This is a genomic window from Faecalicatena orotica, from assembly GCF_003149245.1.
Taxonomy (GTDB): Bacteria; Bacillota; Clostridia; order Lachnospirales; family Lachnospiraceae; genus Faecalicatena_A; species Faecalicatena_A orotica.
Window position 1 is genome coordinate 876,515 of the sequence record NZ_QGDL01000001.1, and the last position, 16,467, is coordinate 892,981.

At 45.1% G+C, this 16,467-nt stretch carries 15 protein-coding genes, 1 riboswitch and 1 other annotated feature; of the genes, 2 read left to right on the plus strand and 13 right to left on the minus strand.

The features are described 5' to 3' along the window. Window positions 1-62 precede the first annotated feature (62 nt). A complete protein-coding gene (locus A8806_RS03795; protein WP_109729800.1) occupies window positions 63-1,712 on the minus strand; it encodes a sensor histidine kinase in 1,650 nt (549 codons plus the stop codon). Next, entirely contained in the window at window positions 1,699-3,258 is a 1,560-nt protein-coding gene (locus tag A8806_RS03800) for a response regulator transcription factor (protein WP_181368567.1), read from the minus strand. Before A8806_RS03800 ends, A8806_RS03795 begins: the two co-directional genes overlap by 14 nt. A 262-nt stretch (window positions 3,259-3,520) precedes the next feature. Beyond that, a riboswitch (M-box (ykoK) riboswitch) is annotated at window positions 3,521-3,690 on the plus strand. Between the two features lie 157 nt (window positions 3,691-3,847). Here A8806_RS03800 and mgtE point away from each other — a divergent pair. Next, entirely contained in the window at window positions 3,848-5,179 is a 1,332-nt protein-coding gene (gene mgtE, locus A8806_RS03805) for a magnesium transporter (protein ID WP_109729868.1), read from the plus strand. Window positions 5,180-5,266: 87 nt separating this feature from the next. On the opposite strand, the gene A8806_RS03810 is transcribed toward mgtE, so the two are convergent. From A8806_RS03810 to A8806_RS03860, 11 genes are all read right to left on the minus strand, one after another. Then, on the minus strand, window positions 5,267-6,292 hold the full coding sequence (locus A8806_RS03810) for a branched-chain amino acid aminotransferase (protein WP_109729802.1): 1,026 nt from the start codon (window positions 6,290-6,292) through the stop codon (window positions 5,267-5,269). A gap of 136 nt (window positions 6,293-6,428) precedes the next feature. Next, the gene (gene ilvN / locus A8806_RS03815; protein ID WP_109729803.1) at window positions 6,429-6,938 is read right to left on the minus strand and encodes an acetolactate synthase small subunit; all 510 of its coding nucleotides are present in this window, start codon (window positions 6,936-6,938) and stop codon (window positions 6,429-6,431) included. Window positions 6,939-6,997: 59 nt separating this feature from the next. After that, on the minus strand, window positions 6,998-8,716 hold the full coding sequence (gene ilvB / locus A8806_RS03820; RefSeq protein WP_109729804.1) for a biosynthetic-type acetolactate synthase large subunit: 1,719 nt from the start codon (window positions 8,714-8,716) through the stop codon (window positions 6,998-7,000). A gap of 214 nt (window positions 8,717-8,930) precedes the next feature. After that, window positions 8,931-9,183 (minus strand) — a binding site (T-box leader). Window positions 9,184-9,300: 117 nt separating this feature from the next. Then, window positions 9,301-9,936: a lysoplasmalogenase gene (locus A8806_RS03825; RefSeq protein WP_109729805.1), complete on the minus strand. Its 636-nt coding sequence runs from the start codon at window positions 9,934-9,936 to the stop codon at window positions 9,301-9,303. A 78-nt stretch (window positions 9,937-10,014) separates the two neighbouring features. Beyond that, on the minus strand, window positions 10,015-10,848 hold the full coding sequence (locus A8806_RS03830) for a metal ABC transporter permease (RefSeq protein WP_109729806.1): 834 nt from the start codon (window positions 10,846-10,848) through the stop codon (window positions 10,015-10,017). Continuing rightward, window positions 10,841-11,554: a metal ABC transporter ATP-binding protein gene (locus A8806_RS03835; protein ID WP_109729807.1), complete on the minus strand. Its 714-nt coding sequence runs from the start codon at window positions 11,552-11,554 to the stop codon at window positions 10,841-10,843. Before A8806_RS03835 ends, A8806_RS03830 begins: the two co-directional genes overlap by 8 nt. After that, window positions 11,541-12,554 (minus strand): metal ABC transporter substrate-binding protein, encoded by a 1,014-nt coding sequence (locus A8806_RS03840; RefSeq protein WP_109729869.1) that lies wholly within the window; start codon window positions 12,552-12,554, stop codon window positions 11,541-11,543. Before A8806_RS03840 ends, A8806_RS03835 begins: the two co-directional genes overlap by 14 nt. 44 nt (window positions 12,555-12,598) lie before the next feature. After that, window positions 12,599-13,090 (minus strand): dihydrofolate reductase, encoded by a 492-nt coding sequence (locus A8806_RS03845; RefSeq protein ID WP_109729808.1) that lies wholly within the window; start codon window positions 13,088-13,090, stop codon window positions 12,599-12,601. 18 nt (window positions 13,091-13,108) lie between these two features. After that, entirely contained in the window at window positions 13,109-13,957 is an 849-nt protein-coding gene (gene thyA, locus A8806_RS03850; RefSeq protein ID WP_109729809.1) for a thymidylate synthase, read from the minus strand. A gap of 76 nt (window positions 13,958-14,033) precedes the next feature. Beyond that, window positions 14,034-14,468: a MarR family winged helix-turn-helix transcriptional regulator gene (locus A8806_RS03855; RefSeq protein ID WP_109729810.1), complete on the minus strand. Its 435-nt coding sequence runs from the start codon at window positions 14,466-14,468 to the stop codon at window positions 14,034-14,036. A 148-nt stretch (window positions 14,469-14,616) separates the two neighbouring features. Beyond that, entirely contained in the window at window positions 14,617-15,915 is a 1,299-nt protein-coding gene (locus A8806_RS03860) for a homoserine dehydrogenase (protein WP_109729811.1), read from the minus strand. 358 nt (window positions 15,916-16,273) lie between these two features. Here A8806_RS03860 and A8806_RS03865 point away from each other — a divergent pair. Then, window positions 16,274-16,467: helix-turn-helix domain-containing protein (locus tag A8806_RS03865; protein ID WP_146203253.1), on the plus strand; the 194-nt coding region annotated here is incomplete at its 3' end.

The following is a 16,467-nucleotide window of genomic DNA, read 5'->3' on the forward strand; positions in this document are numbered from 1 at the left end:
ATTGAAAAAAATAATAAATTTTTTAACTGATTATCAACTTTTTATGATTTTTTTATATGTCATCATATTATCATGGCATTCTTCTTCAAACGAATTAGTGAAGTCGTGCCTGATTCATCAGCCCGTATTTCCACTCCGCTGGACTCCCCGCACTGCAGACGGATACGCTTATCTACGTTCCTCACTCCATACCCAAAACTATCTCTGTCCATGACAGTAGTGCCAATCTCCCTATAGAGTACCTTTCCATTATCCCATATAGAAATCACCAGCCAGTCATCATCCTGGAAAATACGGATGCTGATCTTCCCTTTCTCTTCCCGCAGCGTATCAATTCCATGTTCTATGGCATTTTCAACGAGCGGCTGCATAATAAAAATAGGGATCCTGATATCCAAAACTTTTTCCTCTATATGATACTCTACTTCAAAAGAATCATCATGTGCATAAAGCTGCAGGTTAAGATATGCCTTAATATTCTCTGCCTCTACTTCAAGCCGGTCCACATTCACCCCCCGGTTCAATGCTGTGCGGTAGAATGTGGCCATCTGGGTTGTAATCTGATAGATTCTGTCCTCCCCGTTCTCTATGGCAATCCAGTTAATGGCAGATAGATTATTATAAAGAAAATGAGGGTTAATTTTAGATTGCAAAAGATCTAGTTCCAGATTTTTCTTATCCAGTTCTGATTTATATACCTCATCAATCAACATTCTGATCTTTTTCAGCATACGGTTAATGCTTTCCGCAAGTTCGCCAATCTCATCCCCGGATGACTCATCCACCTCTATTTCAAAATTATTATCCTTTACTTTTTTGACCTCTTCAATGATCCGATAAAGTCTGTTCAGCAAATATTTTGTACTATGATTAACAAGCATCCACGCACAGGCAAGCAGACACATGGTAATAAAAAGCGAGATGATGATTCTTGGATGCAGCATGGCAGAAAAATATTCCCTGCCTACTGTATAGCGTATCTGCCACCCCGAAGTCTCCATATCCATTACTTTTTCATATCCTGCTTCTTGAATCTCTCCTGTTCCTGTGTAGTGATAAAATTCTTCCCCCTCTTTCAGCAGGCTGATTTCCAAAGGCATATCCAGAAACATTCCAAAACTGTCTTCTAATACCTCCCGTCTCAAGTCAATACGGATAATTCCTAACTCCTTCTCCGTAACAGGGTCCTTGATACATCTTGTGATAAAAAACTGTTCACCACCATACCACCATAAGGTTTTCCCCGTTTCTTCTGTCTTCTTATACCAGTCAGCGTCCTTCACTTCGCTATCATTTTTAAATAAATCATAGGAAACACCAAAATGCTTTTCAGAAAAAATCTGTATTTTAGAAAACCCCCGGGTCGAAAGCAGGCTGTTATACACCAGAGGGCCTACGTTTTCCGATAGCTCCAGCCGCTTCATATACTCGTTGTCCTCAGTTATAAGAAATTCTTTCATTATCGTGTTACTTGATAGATAGAGCAGTGACCTTTCGCACTGCTCCATCTGATTTTGGATGTCCTGAAAATTACGTTCAATACTATCACGTACCTCCAGCATCTGCTGCTCCCTTATAAAATTACTGGAAGTAAACCAAACGAAACACTCAAGAAGCAAAATAGGTACCATAATAATCAGGCTGTATATGAGCCGCACTTTATTTAAAAAATGCATTCTGTCAAAACGTGCCCTCCACTTAGCTGTTCTCATTCATCTTCTCCCTGTATTGTATCGGACTGCACCCTTCGTGGTTCCGAAAGATAGAAATATAGTATGAACCACTGATATAACCTACCGCCCTGGCAATATCGCCTACTCTGATATTGCTCTGCGTCAGAAGCTCTTTTGATTTTTCCACACGGTACTTCGTAATAAACTTCACAAGATTCTCACCTGTCTGGATTTTAAATAAGCTGCTCAGATATGCTGAAGATACGTTTAACTCCTCTGCAATCGTCGATAAGCTCAAAGAAGAGTCCCCATATCTCTCATAAATCATATCTTTTGCCATATGGATCAGCCTGTTTTCTTTTACATCACTCCGCCTGTTTTCTGCCATATCATCCAAAGCATCATATACGATAAGGCTGACCTCTTCAAACGAGCGGGCTTCATATATCCGCTCAATATATTCCAATAAGTCTATCTCCGATTTAGTGAGGTCGTTGATTTTCTTAATAGCATCTGAAAATGTATATTTTACATAAATTGAACTGAAGCCATTTTGTTTTTCAATATAAGAAAAGACTTTTACCATCTCTTTTTTAATGCCCTTATAATCCGACATCTTAGCACAGTTAATAATACGTTCAAAATACAGAGACAGCATATCTTTTTCCTTTTTTGCAAAATAAGATTCATCATGCACGAGAAGCATGCTGTCTGAAACGAAGAATTGATAATCTAACAGATCCTTCATATCCTCATATTCCCTTTTTAATTGTTTCAGACTATCCGCACCACTTCCGAGTACAATAAATATATCTGTCTGGAACTTCCGCTTTGACTGTTCAATCAACATCTCGCATTTCTTCTTAAGTTCCTTTATCCGACTGTCCTGCCTCTCCTTAATCAGTATCACCAAAATCTGATTGTCCGCTTTATTGATAATAAGCATCCTGCCGCCAAGCTGTTTCTCTATCTCATTCTGATATGCCTCCCACTCGATAGAAAAAAGATTAGAGTAACAGGAAAGTAAAACTGGAATTCCTATGTTTTGGGAGAAATCAAATTCATGTTCTGTTTCCTCCATAAAAGGAACCCTGTCCCTTATTTCTGTATCTTCACTCTCCAGATAGCCCAGGAGGTTCCAGCTCAGCTTATAGGCGGCCACTTCTTCATAAGCCTGCCTGCTTCTCTCCCTTTCCTTTTCTGCTTCTTCTTTTCCCTTACATAAATCAATCACCTTATGGAACAGTTCCTCAAATGCATCAAGGCGTATGGGTTTGAGAAGATATTCCAGAACTCCTAATGAAATCGCATTCTGGGCATATTCAAACTCTCCATATGCACTGTAAATAATACAGACCGGGTTCCATCCACGTTTCTGGACCTCCTTTATCAGCTGGATTCCATCCATAAAGGGCATTTTGATATCAGTCAGAAGAATATCAAACTTCTTTTTTTGAAACTCTTTCAGCGCCTCTTCCCCATTAGCTGCCTGGGTGATAGCTAAATCGAACCCATAACGTTTCAATAAGGTAATTATACCTTCCCTTTCCTTTTTTTCATCATCTGCAATCAAAATGCTATACACAATTTTTCCTCCCTCTGGTACGGTATTATGCAGCAATAGTAATAATCAGGCGACATTCCAATCACCGCGGTATGCTTATCAACAATTATATCGTATCAAATATGAATTTGTAAATGCTTGAAACTCTCAGATCAATTCTGCCAGATCAGTTCTAATGTTCAAAAACGTTTGGGCTATCACACCAGAGAGATGATGCACAATAGAGTGTCCCCCATTTTTTTCTTGACACATCCCGTTCTTTGCTCTACAATGAGTACGAATAGAATCATTTCGGTAGGTGAGGCTACCACAGGGATTGGGATTTTCCTTAAGATTGCTGCCGCGAGATTGTGGAGACACAACAAGCTGGTTAGCAGGCTATGTCGTGAAGGCATAACCTAATGCAATTGATATGCCCTGTGATGCTAAAGCTTGAACGGTGAGTAATTTTTTTGGAGTGCATATTTAGCTCCGTCATTGTTCAGGCAGTGACGGAGCTTTTTTAACTCTTTTTTTAATCAGTAGAAAGGTGGTGAGGTTATGGACGCTGGCGCCAGTTATCATTCGCAGAAACTAATAGAATTGAATACAGATTGGAGATGTAATAATGATGGACAAAAATATTTTTGTAGAACTCCTTATCCAGCACCAGTTCAAGGCTGTGAGGAGTATTTTGGATGTCATGAACGAAGTGGACATAGCCTCCCTTCTTTCAGAATTAGATGACAAAGAGCTGGCACTCGCATTCCGCCTGATTTCCAAAGATAAGGCAGCGGAAGTTTTCGCTAACATGAATAATTCCATGCAGACTTATCTTGTGGAAATGTTTACAGAAAAGGAACTGCGGGAGCTGCTGGACGATTTATATATGGATGATACCGTGGACCTGCTGGAGGAACTCCCGGCAAATCTGGTTACCCGTATTCTGGATACGGTCAGCCAGTCAGAGAGAAATATGATCAACCTTCTCTTGAATTACCCGGACGACAGCGCGGGAAGTATCATGACAACAGAATACGTGGGTCTGAGACAGTCCATGACTGTTGAGGAATCGATGGCCCATATTAAAAGGACCGGGATCCACAAGGAAACCATTTACACCTGTTATGTAACAGATAAAAGAAAACTGATCGGAATCGTCACTGCAAAAGAACTGATGACCTCCGATGACAATGCCGTGATCAGCGACCTGATGGAAACAGAGATCATTTCCGTCAGCACGCATACAGATAAGGAAGAAGTTGCACAGCTTTTCAGAAAGTATGACCTGCTGGCAATTCCCGTTCTGGATGCAGAGGGATTGATGGTCGGAATCGTTACCTTCGACGATGCAATGGACGTTATGGTAGAAGAGGCAACTGAAGATATCACAAAGATGGCCGCTATGAGCCCGAGTGAGCAGAGTTACTTTGAGACATCCGTGTTCAGCCACGCAAAACACCGTATTGCATGGCTGCTTGTCCTGATGTTCTCCGCGACACTCACAGGAACCATCATCACGAAGTACGAGGATGCGTTCGCCGCGATTCCCCTGCTTGTATCATTTATCCCCATGCTGATGGACACCGGCGGTAACTGCGGTTCCCAGAGTTCAACACTGATTATCCGCGGTATCGCGCTGAACGAAATCCAGTTCCGGGATATTTTCCGCGTCATGTTTAAGGAATTCCGCGTCTCGATTATAGTCGGAGTCGTACTGGCGCTGGCTAACGGAGTGCGTATCCTGATTATGTACCACGATGTGTCACTGGCACTGGTCATTGGATTGTCCCTTTCTGTGACAATCGTTATATCAAAACTGATCGGCTGCATGCTGCCGCTCCTTGCAAAAAAGGTAAATCTGGACCCGGCCATTATGGCAGCACCACTGATTACTACGATGGTAGATACTTGTTCTATACTTGTATACTTTAACATTGCGACACATGTATTTGCTTTATGAACCAATACACTTTCCGGCAGGAAAAAACGGCTGGCGCAAAAGAATTTTTCATTCCTTTGCACCAGCCAATTTTATTTTCGATATTTTCTATTCAATTACTCTGATCCATCCCTCAGGTGCCTCGATATGCCCCATCTGGATTCCGGTCAGGGTATCGTACAGCTTCTGGATCGTCGGTCCCATCTTTTCCATGCCGCTTGGCAGGCAGATTTCCTTACCGTGGTCTACAATCTTGCCGACCGGTGAGATGACAGCAGCCGTTCCACACAATCCGCATTCGGCAAAATCCTTCACCTCTTCCAGATATACGTCTCTCTCTTCCACTTCCAGTCCCAGATAGTGTTCTGCCACATAAAGCAGGGAACGTCTTGTAATGGAAGGAAGGATCGTGTCAGAATGAGGTGTTACAACTTTATTATCCTTTGTTATAAAGATAAAGTTCGCCCCGCCCGTCTCTTCTACTTTTGTTCTCGTTGCAGAATCAAGGTACATATTCTCATCAAATCCATTGGCATGTGCTGTTACGATAGCATGAAGGCTCATTGCATAGTTAAGGCCCGCCTTGATATGTCCTGTTCCTCTCGGCGCTGCCCTGTCGAAATCTGATACGCAAAGAGTCAGAGGTTTTACACCGCCCTTGAAGTACGGGCCCACCGGTGTTGCAAATACACGGAACTGGTACTCATCTGCCGGTTTTACTCCAATGACCGGATTGATTCCAAACATATATGGCCTAATATATAAAGTCGCTCCTGATCCACATGGCGGCACATAGGCTGCATTGGCTCTGACAACCTGCTCCACAGCCTCCACAAAACGGTCAGCCGGGAAAGACGGCATCTCGAGTCTCTTTGCAGAATCAACCATACGCTGGGCATTCAGGTCCGGACGGAATGTGACGATACGTCCGCCCTCTGTCGTATATGCCTTTAACCCTTCAAAAATCGTCTGTGCGTACTGGAGCACACCTGCACACTCACTCATCGTAATGTTGGCGTCTTCTGTCAGACCGCCTTCATCCCATTTACCATCTTTAAAATTGGAAACATATCTCTTGTCTGTTGTGATGTATCCAAACCCCAGATTCTCCCAGTCAATGTTTTTCTTATCCATCCGTATCTCCTCCATTCCTCTGCTTTCACGCAGTCCAAAACTGTCTTTGTGCCAATTATAATACTTTCATTTACAAAATTCAAGAGTGCGCTCTGTTTTTATTCCTTTTCAAGCCTTATGAATTATCAAACACACTCTAGCGCTCCATCATGCTGATTGATTCGATTCCCACACTTCCCCCACGCACCACTTCTATATTCTTAAACTCCTCTTTCATCAGCTTTATGACCGCATCATTCTTCGTTGCAGTCTGCACAAATTCAAGAAGAAGGCTGTCTTTTCCATAATCTATGACCCTTGCCTTGAAAGTCTCGGCGATCTGGAACAGCTCCACTTTATCTTCCTGCGTGCACTTTCTGACTTTGACATACAGGATTTCCTTCATCCTCACAAATATATCAGTAAAATCAATCACCTTTATGACTTCCACCAGACGGTTCAGCTGCTTTTTAATCTGTTCAAATGTCTCATCGTCACTAACCGTTGCTATGGTCATCCTTGAAATCGTCGGATCTTCCGTCGTACCTACTGTCAGACTGTCCAGGTTATATGACTTTCCGGAAAACAGTCCTGATATTTTAGACAGCACGCCCACCTGGTTCTCTACATATAATGAAATCCATCTCTTTTTTAAGTTATTATCCATACTCTTCTCTCCTTTCGCGGGCAGAAAGCAGCTTTTCCTTCCTGCCCCGCCATTTACGTTTAGCAGTCCATGATCATCTCTTCCAGCGTACCGCCCGGCTGGATCATCGGATATACCATCTCTTCCGGGTCAATGATAAATTCAATCAAAGTCGGAACTTTCGTATTCTTCTTTGCTTCCTCAAAAGCAGCCGCAATTTCCTCTTTCTTCGTTACCCGGATGCCTTTTGCCCCGTAGCTCTCTGCCAGTTTTACAAAATCCGGCGTGTACTCCGGCATCTCCTGTCCTTCTGTCCTGCGGAACAGTGCTCCGGAACGCAGATTTGTCATTCCATATCTTTTGCCATAAAATAGTTTCTGCCACTGACGTACCATGCCGAGATATGTGTTATTAAATACACAGAGCACCATCGGAAGTTCTTCCAGTACTGCCGTTGCAAATTCCTGAATATTCATCTGCATTCCGCCGTCGCCGGAGATTGCAATGACCGGTGTATCCGGATTACCCAGTTTCGCCCCGATTGCTCCCGGGAAACCGTATCCCATTGTACCGAGACCGCCGGACATAATGATTTTTTTCTTAGCCGTAATCTCCACATACTGCGCCGCAAACATCTGGTGCTGCCCTACATCTGTTACTACGATTGCCTCGTCAAACTGGCGGTTCAGTTCATCTATGATATCCCTCGGGCCCATCTGTGCATGCTTTTTCATGGTCAGGGGATGTTCTTCCTGCCATGAATCAATTACTTTCAGCCATTCCCCTGTATCGCATGGTTCAACATACTCCTGCATTTTTAAAACTGCTTCTTTCGCATCGGCAACGATTGGAATATCAACATGGATGTTTCTGGATATCGCCGCCGTGTCTATATCGATATGTACGATTTGTGCCTTCGGGGCAAATGCATGCAGTTTGCCTGTGATCCTGTCATTAAATCTGGTGCCGATAGAAAACAAAAGGTCGCATTCGCTGACAGCCATATTCGCCGCATATGCACCGTGCATACCGAGATTTCCGATATAAAGAGGATGATTTGTCGGGATGGCCCCTCTTCCCATTACTGTTGTGATAACCGGTATATTTGTCTTCTCCGCAACCTCGGTAAAAATATCGTTGGCATGTGCGATGTTCACTCCCCCGCCCGCAAGGAACAGCGGGCGCTCTGCTTTATTCAGCATCTTGATCGCTTTTTTCAGCTGGCCGATATGAACACTTGTGTTCGGCTTATAGCCGCGGATATTCACGTCTGCCGGATATTCCGGGCTTCCCAGCTCTGACATAACATCTTTGGGCAGGTCAATCAGTACAGGCCCCGGCTTGCCTGTTCTTGCGATATAAAAGGCTTCTTTGATGATTCGTCCGAGGTCTTCTCTATTCCGTACTGTCACACCATATTTTGTAATGCTTCTTGTAATCCCTACAATATCTACTTCCTGAAATGCATCGTTTCCAATCAGATGTCTTGCCACCTGGCCGGTAAAACATACAAGCGGAACGCTGTCATAGTTCGCGGTAGCGAGCCCTGTCACAAGGTTTGTCGCTCCCGGTCCGCTCGTTACCAGACAAACGCCAACTTTCCCCGTCGTCCTCGCGTAAGCATCTGCCTCATGCACAAGCGCCTGCTCATGTCTCGGAAGGATCACCCGGATATCACTCTGCTTATACAATTCATCACTGATATCGATTGTACAAGCTCCCGGATAACCGAAGAGTGTGTCCACTCCCTCCTCTTTCAATGCCTTCACCAACAATTTGTTACCTGAAATCTGTCTCATACATATACCTCCTTTAACTTCCCCAGTGGTTTTTTTCCAGAGGCCCTGAATAATCCCCTGTAAGCTAAAATAGAGTTTCGCTTGCGAAACTCGCGCCTGCGGCGGTCGCACTGCGACATCTACAGCTTACGCCGCAGTGCGCATCCCGCCGGGAAGACTTTTTATTTCATAGGACGTACTTCCCTATGAAATAAAAAGCCCTAAGCTATAATTAGCTTAGGGCGAATCTGCAATCCGTGTTACCACCTAACTTCAGAGAGTCTTCTCTCTGCACTCTGCCAGTACGGGAACTTCTTCCGATACTGCTTCCCTGTAACGTAGGAACTACGTTGGAGCCTACTTAGGATTCTTCCTGTTCGGTCCACTGCTCAGAGGCTACTTCCATAATCCCTTCACGAAGGCTTCCACCTGCCGCCTTCTCTCTTGGCATCTGAGAATTATGTACTCCTCCCCGTCTTAGCATTTCACCAGTTATGTTTTCATAAAAGTTAGTTTTAATTATAATGTGTGTATTTAACTTTGTCAATGCCGGATTCTTGATGTTTCTTATCTTTTATCAAAATGAACAGTAACAAACAATACTTCTATGCCACAAAATACTGCCCAGCTGCAAGAAGATACACCGCCAGATAGTACAGCACAAGCAGGACCGCGCTGTATGCGCGCCGGCGTTTTCCACTCAAATGGCTCCATCCAAGGATCGTGTCCGAGACAACAAAGCAGACGCCCCCGATCCCGGTCAGCACGGCAGGAAGAGCAAAATGCTGTATGCCAAGTGACACCGCCATTGCTGCCATCACACAGAGCAGGGCCGCATAGGCCAGCCCCGGAACCAGCAGGTTCTCAAGGTCTTTTAAATAACGCCTCACGGCCACAAACATCATACCGTAAAGAATCACAAAACATCCGGCCACATACCACGATGCCGCACCCATGTATAAAAATCCTGTAATTACACAGATATGGCCGATACCAAAGGAAGCCACTCCTGTGAGGAACCAGATTTCCAGTAGGACATCGGCCGCCATATAAAAGACCACGCCTGCAAAAATCCACCAGGCTGAAACTTCCTCCGTCACCGCCGCACGGTACAGTGCAAGCAGCACAGGCATAAATGTGGCGAGTGCCTTGAATACAAGCGGCTTCCTGCTTCCGCTTTCCTTCCAGAAAAAGTAAATCAGCCCGAAACCGGCCATCAGGACCGCAGCTGCAGCTAACATGAGTTTTCCTCCCTAAGCAGATTACTGGTTACTGTTCAAATGATGCTGTGCATCCCCGCAGGGCGTGCACAGTAACGTTTATTTTTTGCGCAGGGCACCGCTCTTAACCCCACCGGCGATCGTATAGACAAGCAGGGCACCCATGTTTACAATCACGACACTCGCTCCTGCCGGAGTCGCGCACAGGTAGGAAATAGATATCCCGACAAACAAACAGATCACCGATACTATTGCAGAGTTTATTATGACACTTTTAAATGTCTTGCACACTCTCATGGACGTCAGGGCCGGGAAGATGATCAGGCTGGAAATCAGCAATGCCCCCATCATGCGCATTCCCAGCACAATCGTGACTGCTGTTAGAACCGCGATCAGAGTATTATACAGATTCGCCTTTACACCGGTCGCCTGTGCAAATGTCTCGTCAAAAGTAATTGCAAATATTTTGTTATAAAAGATCACATACAGAATCAATACGGCAGCTGAAAGTGCGATACTCAGCTCCACATCCCCGCTGCTCATTGCGAGTATACTGCCGAACATATAATTGTAAACATCCGTATTCATCCCGGTTGTCATGGAAATCACCATGACCCCCACGGCCAGCGCTCCTGTAGAAATCAGCGCAATCGCTGCATCCCCTTTTATCTTGCTGTTCCCGCTGATTCGAAGAAGCAGCACAGCCGCCAGAATAACAATCGGTATGGCAACAGCAAGCGGGGCCGCATTCATTGCAGTAGCAATCGCGAGCGCACCGAACCCGACATGTGAAAGCCCGTCCCCGATCATGGAATAACGCTTCAATACAAGGCTGACCCCCAGAAGTGCCGAACACAGAGACACCAGTGACCCGACCAGAATTGCCCGGACCATAAAGGGATAAGAAAACATCTCGATCAGTTTCTCAGCCATGATACTCACCGCCCTTCAAAAATGCTTTACCGACCTCACTGTTTTTATATTCCCCGGCACGGCCGAAAAACAGGGCCGTCTCCTGAAGGTGGAGGATATGGCTCGCATATTCCATCGTACTTTCTATATCATGGGACACCATAACAACGGCAATCCCTGATCTTTTATTGATTTCATTAATCAACTGGTAGAATTCCTGTGTCACGATTGGGTCCAGCCCGGTTACGGGTTCATCCAGAAGCAGCAGTTTTTTTGTCGCGCACAGCGCCCTTGCAAGGAGGACCCTCTGCTTCTGTCCGCCGGAAAGGTCCCGGAAGCACTGCTTTTCAAGATCACGGATACCCAAAAGTTCCATGTTCTCCCGCGCCTTTTCTTTATCGGCTGCCGTGTAAAACGGGCGAAATCCCCTGCTGTTGAGCCGCCCGGACAGCACGACTTCATAAACACTCGCCGGAAAATCCTTTTGCACATCATTTTGCTGCGGCAGATAACCGATCTCATTCTGTTTCAGTCCGTCTCCTAATGTAATGCATCCTTTCACAGGCGACTTCAGTCCCAGAAGGCTCTTAACCAGTGTACTTTTCCCGGACCCATTTTCACCCACGATGCAAAGATAGTCAGCCTGTCCGACCTCGAAAGATAAATCGTGTACGACGGTCTGTCCCTCATAGGCGATGGACAGGTCCTCACATTTAATTAATGCCATCCGACAGCGCCTCCTTTAATGTCCCAACATTCTTCTCCATCATACTCAGATATGTTTCACCTGCACGGAACTGTTCAGCTGTGATATTGTGGCAGCTGTAAAAAACTTTCACCTCTGCTCCTGTAGCTTCTGCAATTGCTTTCGCAATATTATCATTGCTCAGTTCCATTTTTAACACAACAGGTATCTTCTCTTCCTTCACTTTATTAATCAGATATGCCATTGTTGCGGCACTTGGCTCTGTATCTGACGCACAGCCTGGAAACGCCGCATAATAATCAAGCCCGTATGCATCGGCAAAATACCGGAACGGGAAACGGTCCCCGAACAGTACAGTATGTCCCAGCGCGTCTTTCACAACCTTTCGGAATTCACTGTCAAGATTTCTTAATTTTTCCGTATATGTTTTTTCCGCCTGCCTGTACGTTTCCTCATTCACAGAATCTTCCTGACAGAGAATTTCTGTAATGTTTTCCACAATCTTTACCGCATTCTTAGGAGATGTCCACACATGTTCGTCAAAAGCCCCCTCTTCTTCCTCTTCATGGCGTTCTTCCTTCATACCTGCAACGTGTTCTTCCTCTACAGTATCCACACAGTCAACCAGGCGCAGTGTCCTGAGCTGTCCGCGGTCCACAGAGTCCAGAATATCCTCGACCCATTCATCATTCTCACCGCCTACGTAGATAAACAGGTCACATTTCTGGATATCAATGATATCTTTCGGCGTCGGTTCATAGGAATGACTCTCCTCACCCGGCTTCAGGAGCATCTTCAAATCAACCTTGTCCCCCGCAATCTGACGTACAAAATCGTACTGCGGAAAGATGGTCGTAACCACTTTTAGTTTTTCCATGTGCGCAGAGCCATTTTCCTGTTCCTCCTTTGCACACCCCTGCAGGAAGACCGCCGAAAGAACCAGTATGAGGATCAGGCTGCATACCTTTCCACGTTCCGCCCAGTCAGAAAACTTCCTGCATTTTAACCATTTATATATCATCATTCAATATTCACTTACCTTCTATCGTCAGATATCCCGCTTCTTTACAGACGGTTTTCATATTTCGTGAACATATATTCCAGATCAAAGCATGTCTGCTCCTCACTCACCTGTGTCATCTCCCAATTTTCCATTTCATCCAGATTAGGGAAAAACGTATCTGCCTGAAATGCATGGTCGATCTTGGTAATATATGCCGTGTCACAGTAAGGAAGAAGCTGGCGGTACACGCTTTCCCCTCCTATCACATAGATATCGTCCGAATTATATTTTTCCAGTTCCTTATGCAGTTCCTCTAAAGTATGCACAATAATTGCATCTTTAACACGGTAATCTTTGTTGGATGTCAGTACAATGTTGGTCCTGTTCTTCAACGGCATCCCGTTCGGAAAGCTTTCCAGTGTCTTCCTGCCCATAACAATCACCTTCCCGGTCGTTGTCTCACGGAAAAACTTCATATCAGACGGTATGCTTACAAGTAACTTATTCTTATAGCCAATTCCCCAGTTTTTATCAGCTGCTGCAATTAGATTCATTGTTCTTTCCTCCCTTTATTAAACCGCAATCGGTATATTCTTAATCTGCGGATGTGTCTGATAATCATCCAGACGCACATCCTCCCTCGTAAACTTATAGAAATCCTTTACATCCGGGTTGAGCCAGAACTTCGGCGCCGGATATGGCTCCCTCGAGATCAGTTCCTCAATCAGTGGGATATGGCGGTCATAGATGTGTGCATCCGCAATCACATGGACAAATTCCCCGGCCTTCATATCACATACCTGTGCCAGCATATGCAGAAGTACGGCGTACTGGCATACATTCCAGTTATTTGCCGCAAGTACATCCTGAGAACGCTGGTTCAGGATTCCGTTCAGCGTCAGCTTGTCACTGCCCTTTTCCTTTGTCACATTGAACGTCATGCTGTATGCACACGGGTACAGATTCATCTCATGCAGGTCCTGATGCACATATATGTTCGTCATAATCCTGCGGCTGTACGGATTATTCTTCAGGTCATAGATCACCCTGTCCACCTGGTCCATCATCCCTTCCCTGTACTCGTGCTTCACGCCCATCTGGTAGCCATAGGCTTTTCCGATCGATCCATCTTCATCCGCCCAGCTGTCCCATATATGACTATTCAGGTCATGGATATTATTCGACTTCTTCTGCCAGATCCAGAGCATCTCATCCACACAGCTCTTAATCCCCGTACGCCGCAGCGTCAGGGCCGGGAACTCCTTCGAGAGATCATAACGGTTCACCACCCCGAACTTCTTAACCGTATAAGCGGACGTCCCATCCTCCCATACCGGGCGCACCTTCTCCCCCTCAGTACTCGTACCATTCTCAATAATATCACGGCACATATCAATAAAAATACGATCTGCATTACTCATAATTTCGTCTCCCTTCTGTAAATTCCGCAAAGGGGTCTGACCCCTTTGCCCTCCGTTTTCTGATAATTCTGAAAATTTATGGATCAGCTATATTATACAGCATCTTTTCAAGACCTCTTGTTAAAGCTGCTATTTCCTTTTTTGTCATTCCGCGTGTCATTTCTCTGTCCATTTTCCTGCGGTCCGCCTCCATCCTGCGCTGGATGTCATAGGCTTTTTCTGTCAGATAAATGTTCTTTTTACGTTTATCTGTTGTATTTGGAACGCAGAAGATAAATCCTTTTTCATCCAGCCTTTTTAGCAGTCCTGTCACAGTAGGATTCTTCAGGCTCAAATGGCGCTCCACATCACGCTGGCTTACCTCTTCCTTGTTCGTGTGGAACAGGTAATCCAGAACCGCGCACTGCGATGCTGTAATTCCAATTGTTTTCAGCTTTTCATTCAAATCTTTTTCAAATACGTTATTGATCTGCTTAATGGTAAAACCGATCGGCTGGTTTCTTCGCTCCATGCTTTTCTCCTCTCCATGAAATTTACCAGATACCGACACCTTTTATATATATATAGCGTGCTATATTCTGTTATACCATTATAAAAGAGGTGTGTCAACTTCACACCTCTTCCACGGACAAAACTACGCTCTGGCAGCATCCTGTGCCCTAGTACTCGCGTATCAGGCTGCTAATGTCCAAAATACTGTCTATTCCTCTTAATTCCCCCAGAGCGTCCTTTAAATGGTATTCCTTTACCTTATCAGTTACAATAACCAGCTCCGCCTCATTTTCCTTCGCATGTTTCTGCACAACCCGCGCGATGCTGACCTTATGGTCTCCAAAGACCTTTGCAATGCAGGCCAGAACGCCGGGCTGGTTTTTCACCTGCATCCTGAGGAAGAACTTATTCTTCACATCATCAAAATCTTTGATCGGAAGCTCTTTATAACAGGTACAGCTGATTCTTCCGTTACAATGATACTGAATATCCCTGGCCACATCAATGATATCCCCCATCACCGCACTTGCAGTCGGCAGCTCTCCGGCACCCCTGCCGTAGAACATGGCGTCATCCACGGCATCGCCGTGAACAAACACCGCATTGAAAGAATCACGCACGGACGCCAGCGGATGGTCTTTATTCAAAAGCATCGGGTAAACACCGACTTCGATACCATTTTCCGTATTATGGGCCACTCCAAGCAGCTTGATTACACTGTCAAACTCTTTCGCATAAGCGATATCTTTGGAAGTAATCTTCGTGATCCCCTCCGTATAAACATCCTTAAAAACAACTCTGGAATGAAAGGCAATGGAAGCCATGATCGCAACCTTGCGCCCTGCATCCAGTCCCTCAACATCAGCAGTCGGGTCGGCCTCAGCATACCCAAGCTCCGTCGCCTTTGCCAGAGCTTCCTCAAAGCTCATATTATCTTCAAACATCTTTGTTAAAATATAGTTTGTTGTACCGTTTACAATTCCGATCACTTCGGAAATCTCATTTCCGGCCAGACACTGTTTCAGAGGGCGGATAATCGGAATTCCGCCTGCCACAGCGGCCTCGAAGAGGAAATCACACTTTCCGGCTTCTGCCGCATCCAACAGCTCCTTGCCATACTCTGCCACAAGGTCCTTGTTCGCCGTAACGACGTGTTTTCCCGCATGAAGCGCATCCAGTATCATGGTACGGGCTGGTTCGATGCCTCCCATCACCTCTATCACAATCTGAATCTCATCATCAGCCAGAATCTCCTGCCAGTTATCTGTCAAAAGAGATGCATCAATACCCGGACGCTCTTTCTTCAGGCTATGTACCAGAATCCGGAAAATCTCAAGTTCGGCACCAATCGTGCGCTCCATCACATCCCCTCTTCTGTGTATGAGTTTATAAACGCCTGTGCCAACCGTTCCCAGTCCAAGCAGGGCCACTTTTATCTTATTTTCTTTTATCTTATTTTCTTCCATCTCTGCACCTCTTCATCGCTAAGTATTATATCCTGCCAGAAGTTTCCCCTCCGGAATAACCGCCCCCTGCGGGCGGGCAAAGCATACAGACGCATAACATCACGCACATCAGAACGCATGCTCCGCCGCAAAAACACCGGGGCGTATTTGAATGGGACATATTATAGCATAAATATGCAGAAAATACCAGCGGGTTTTAACAGAACATCTGGATCGTAAATTATTTTTCTAAATCCTACCCTGTTCATCCTATGTAGGACTTAGTCTTGGATAAGTAGGGTTTACTCTTGCATATGATTCCTTCTAGCGGTATAGTTCTATCAGTTGTCCAAACCGGCGGCATAAGGAGGATAACACTATGTCAAAACTTATACCAGGGAATCATAAACATCTTACAATCGAGGACCGTCGCTATATTGAACAATCTCTAGATGAAAGCAAGTCTTTTCGTGAGATTTCCAAGTACCTTTGTAAGGACCCGTCCACCATATCCGATGAAGTCTTTAAAAATCGGGTTGCTAACACTTGGAATAAAGGCAGCTTCAACAACCC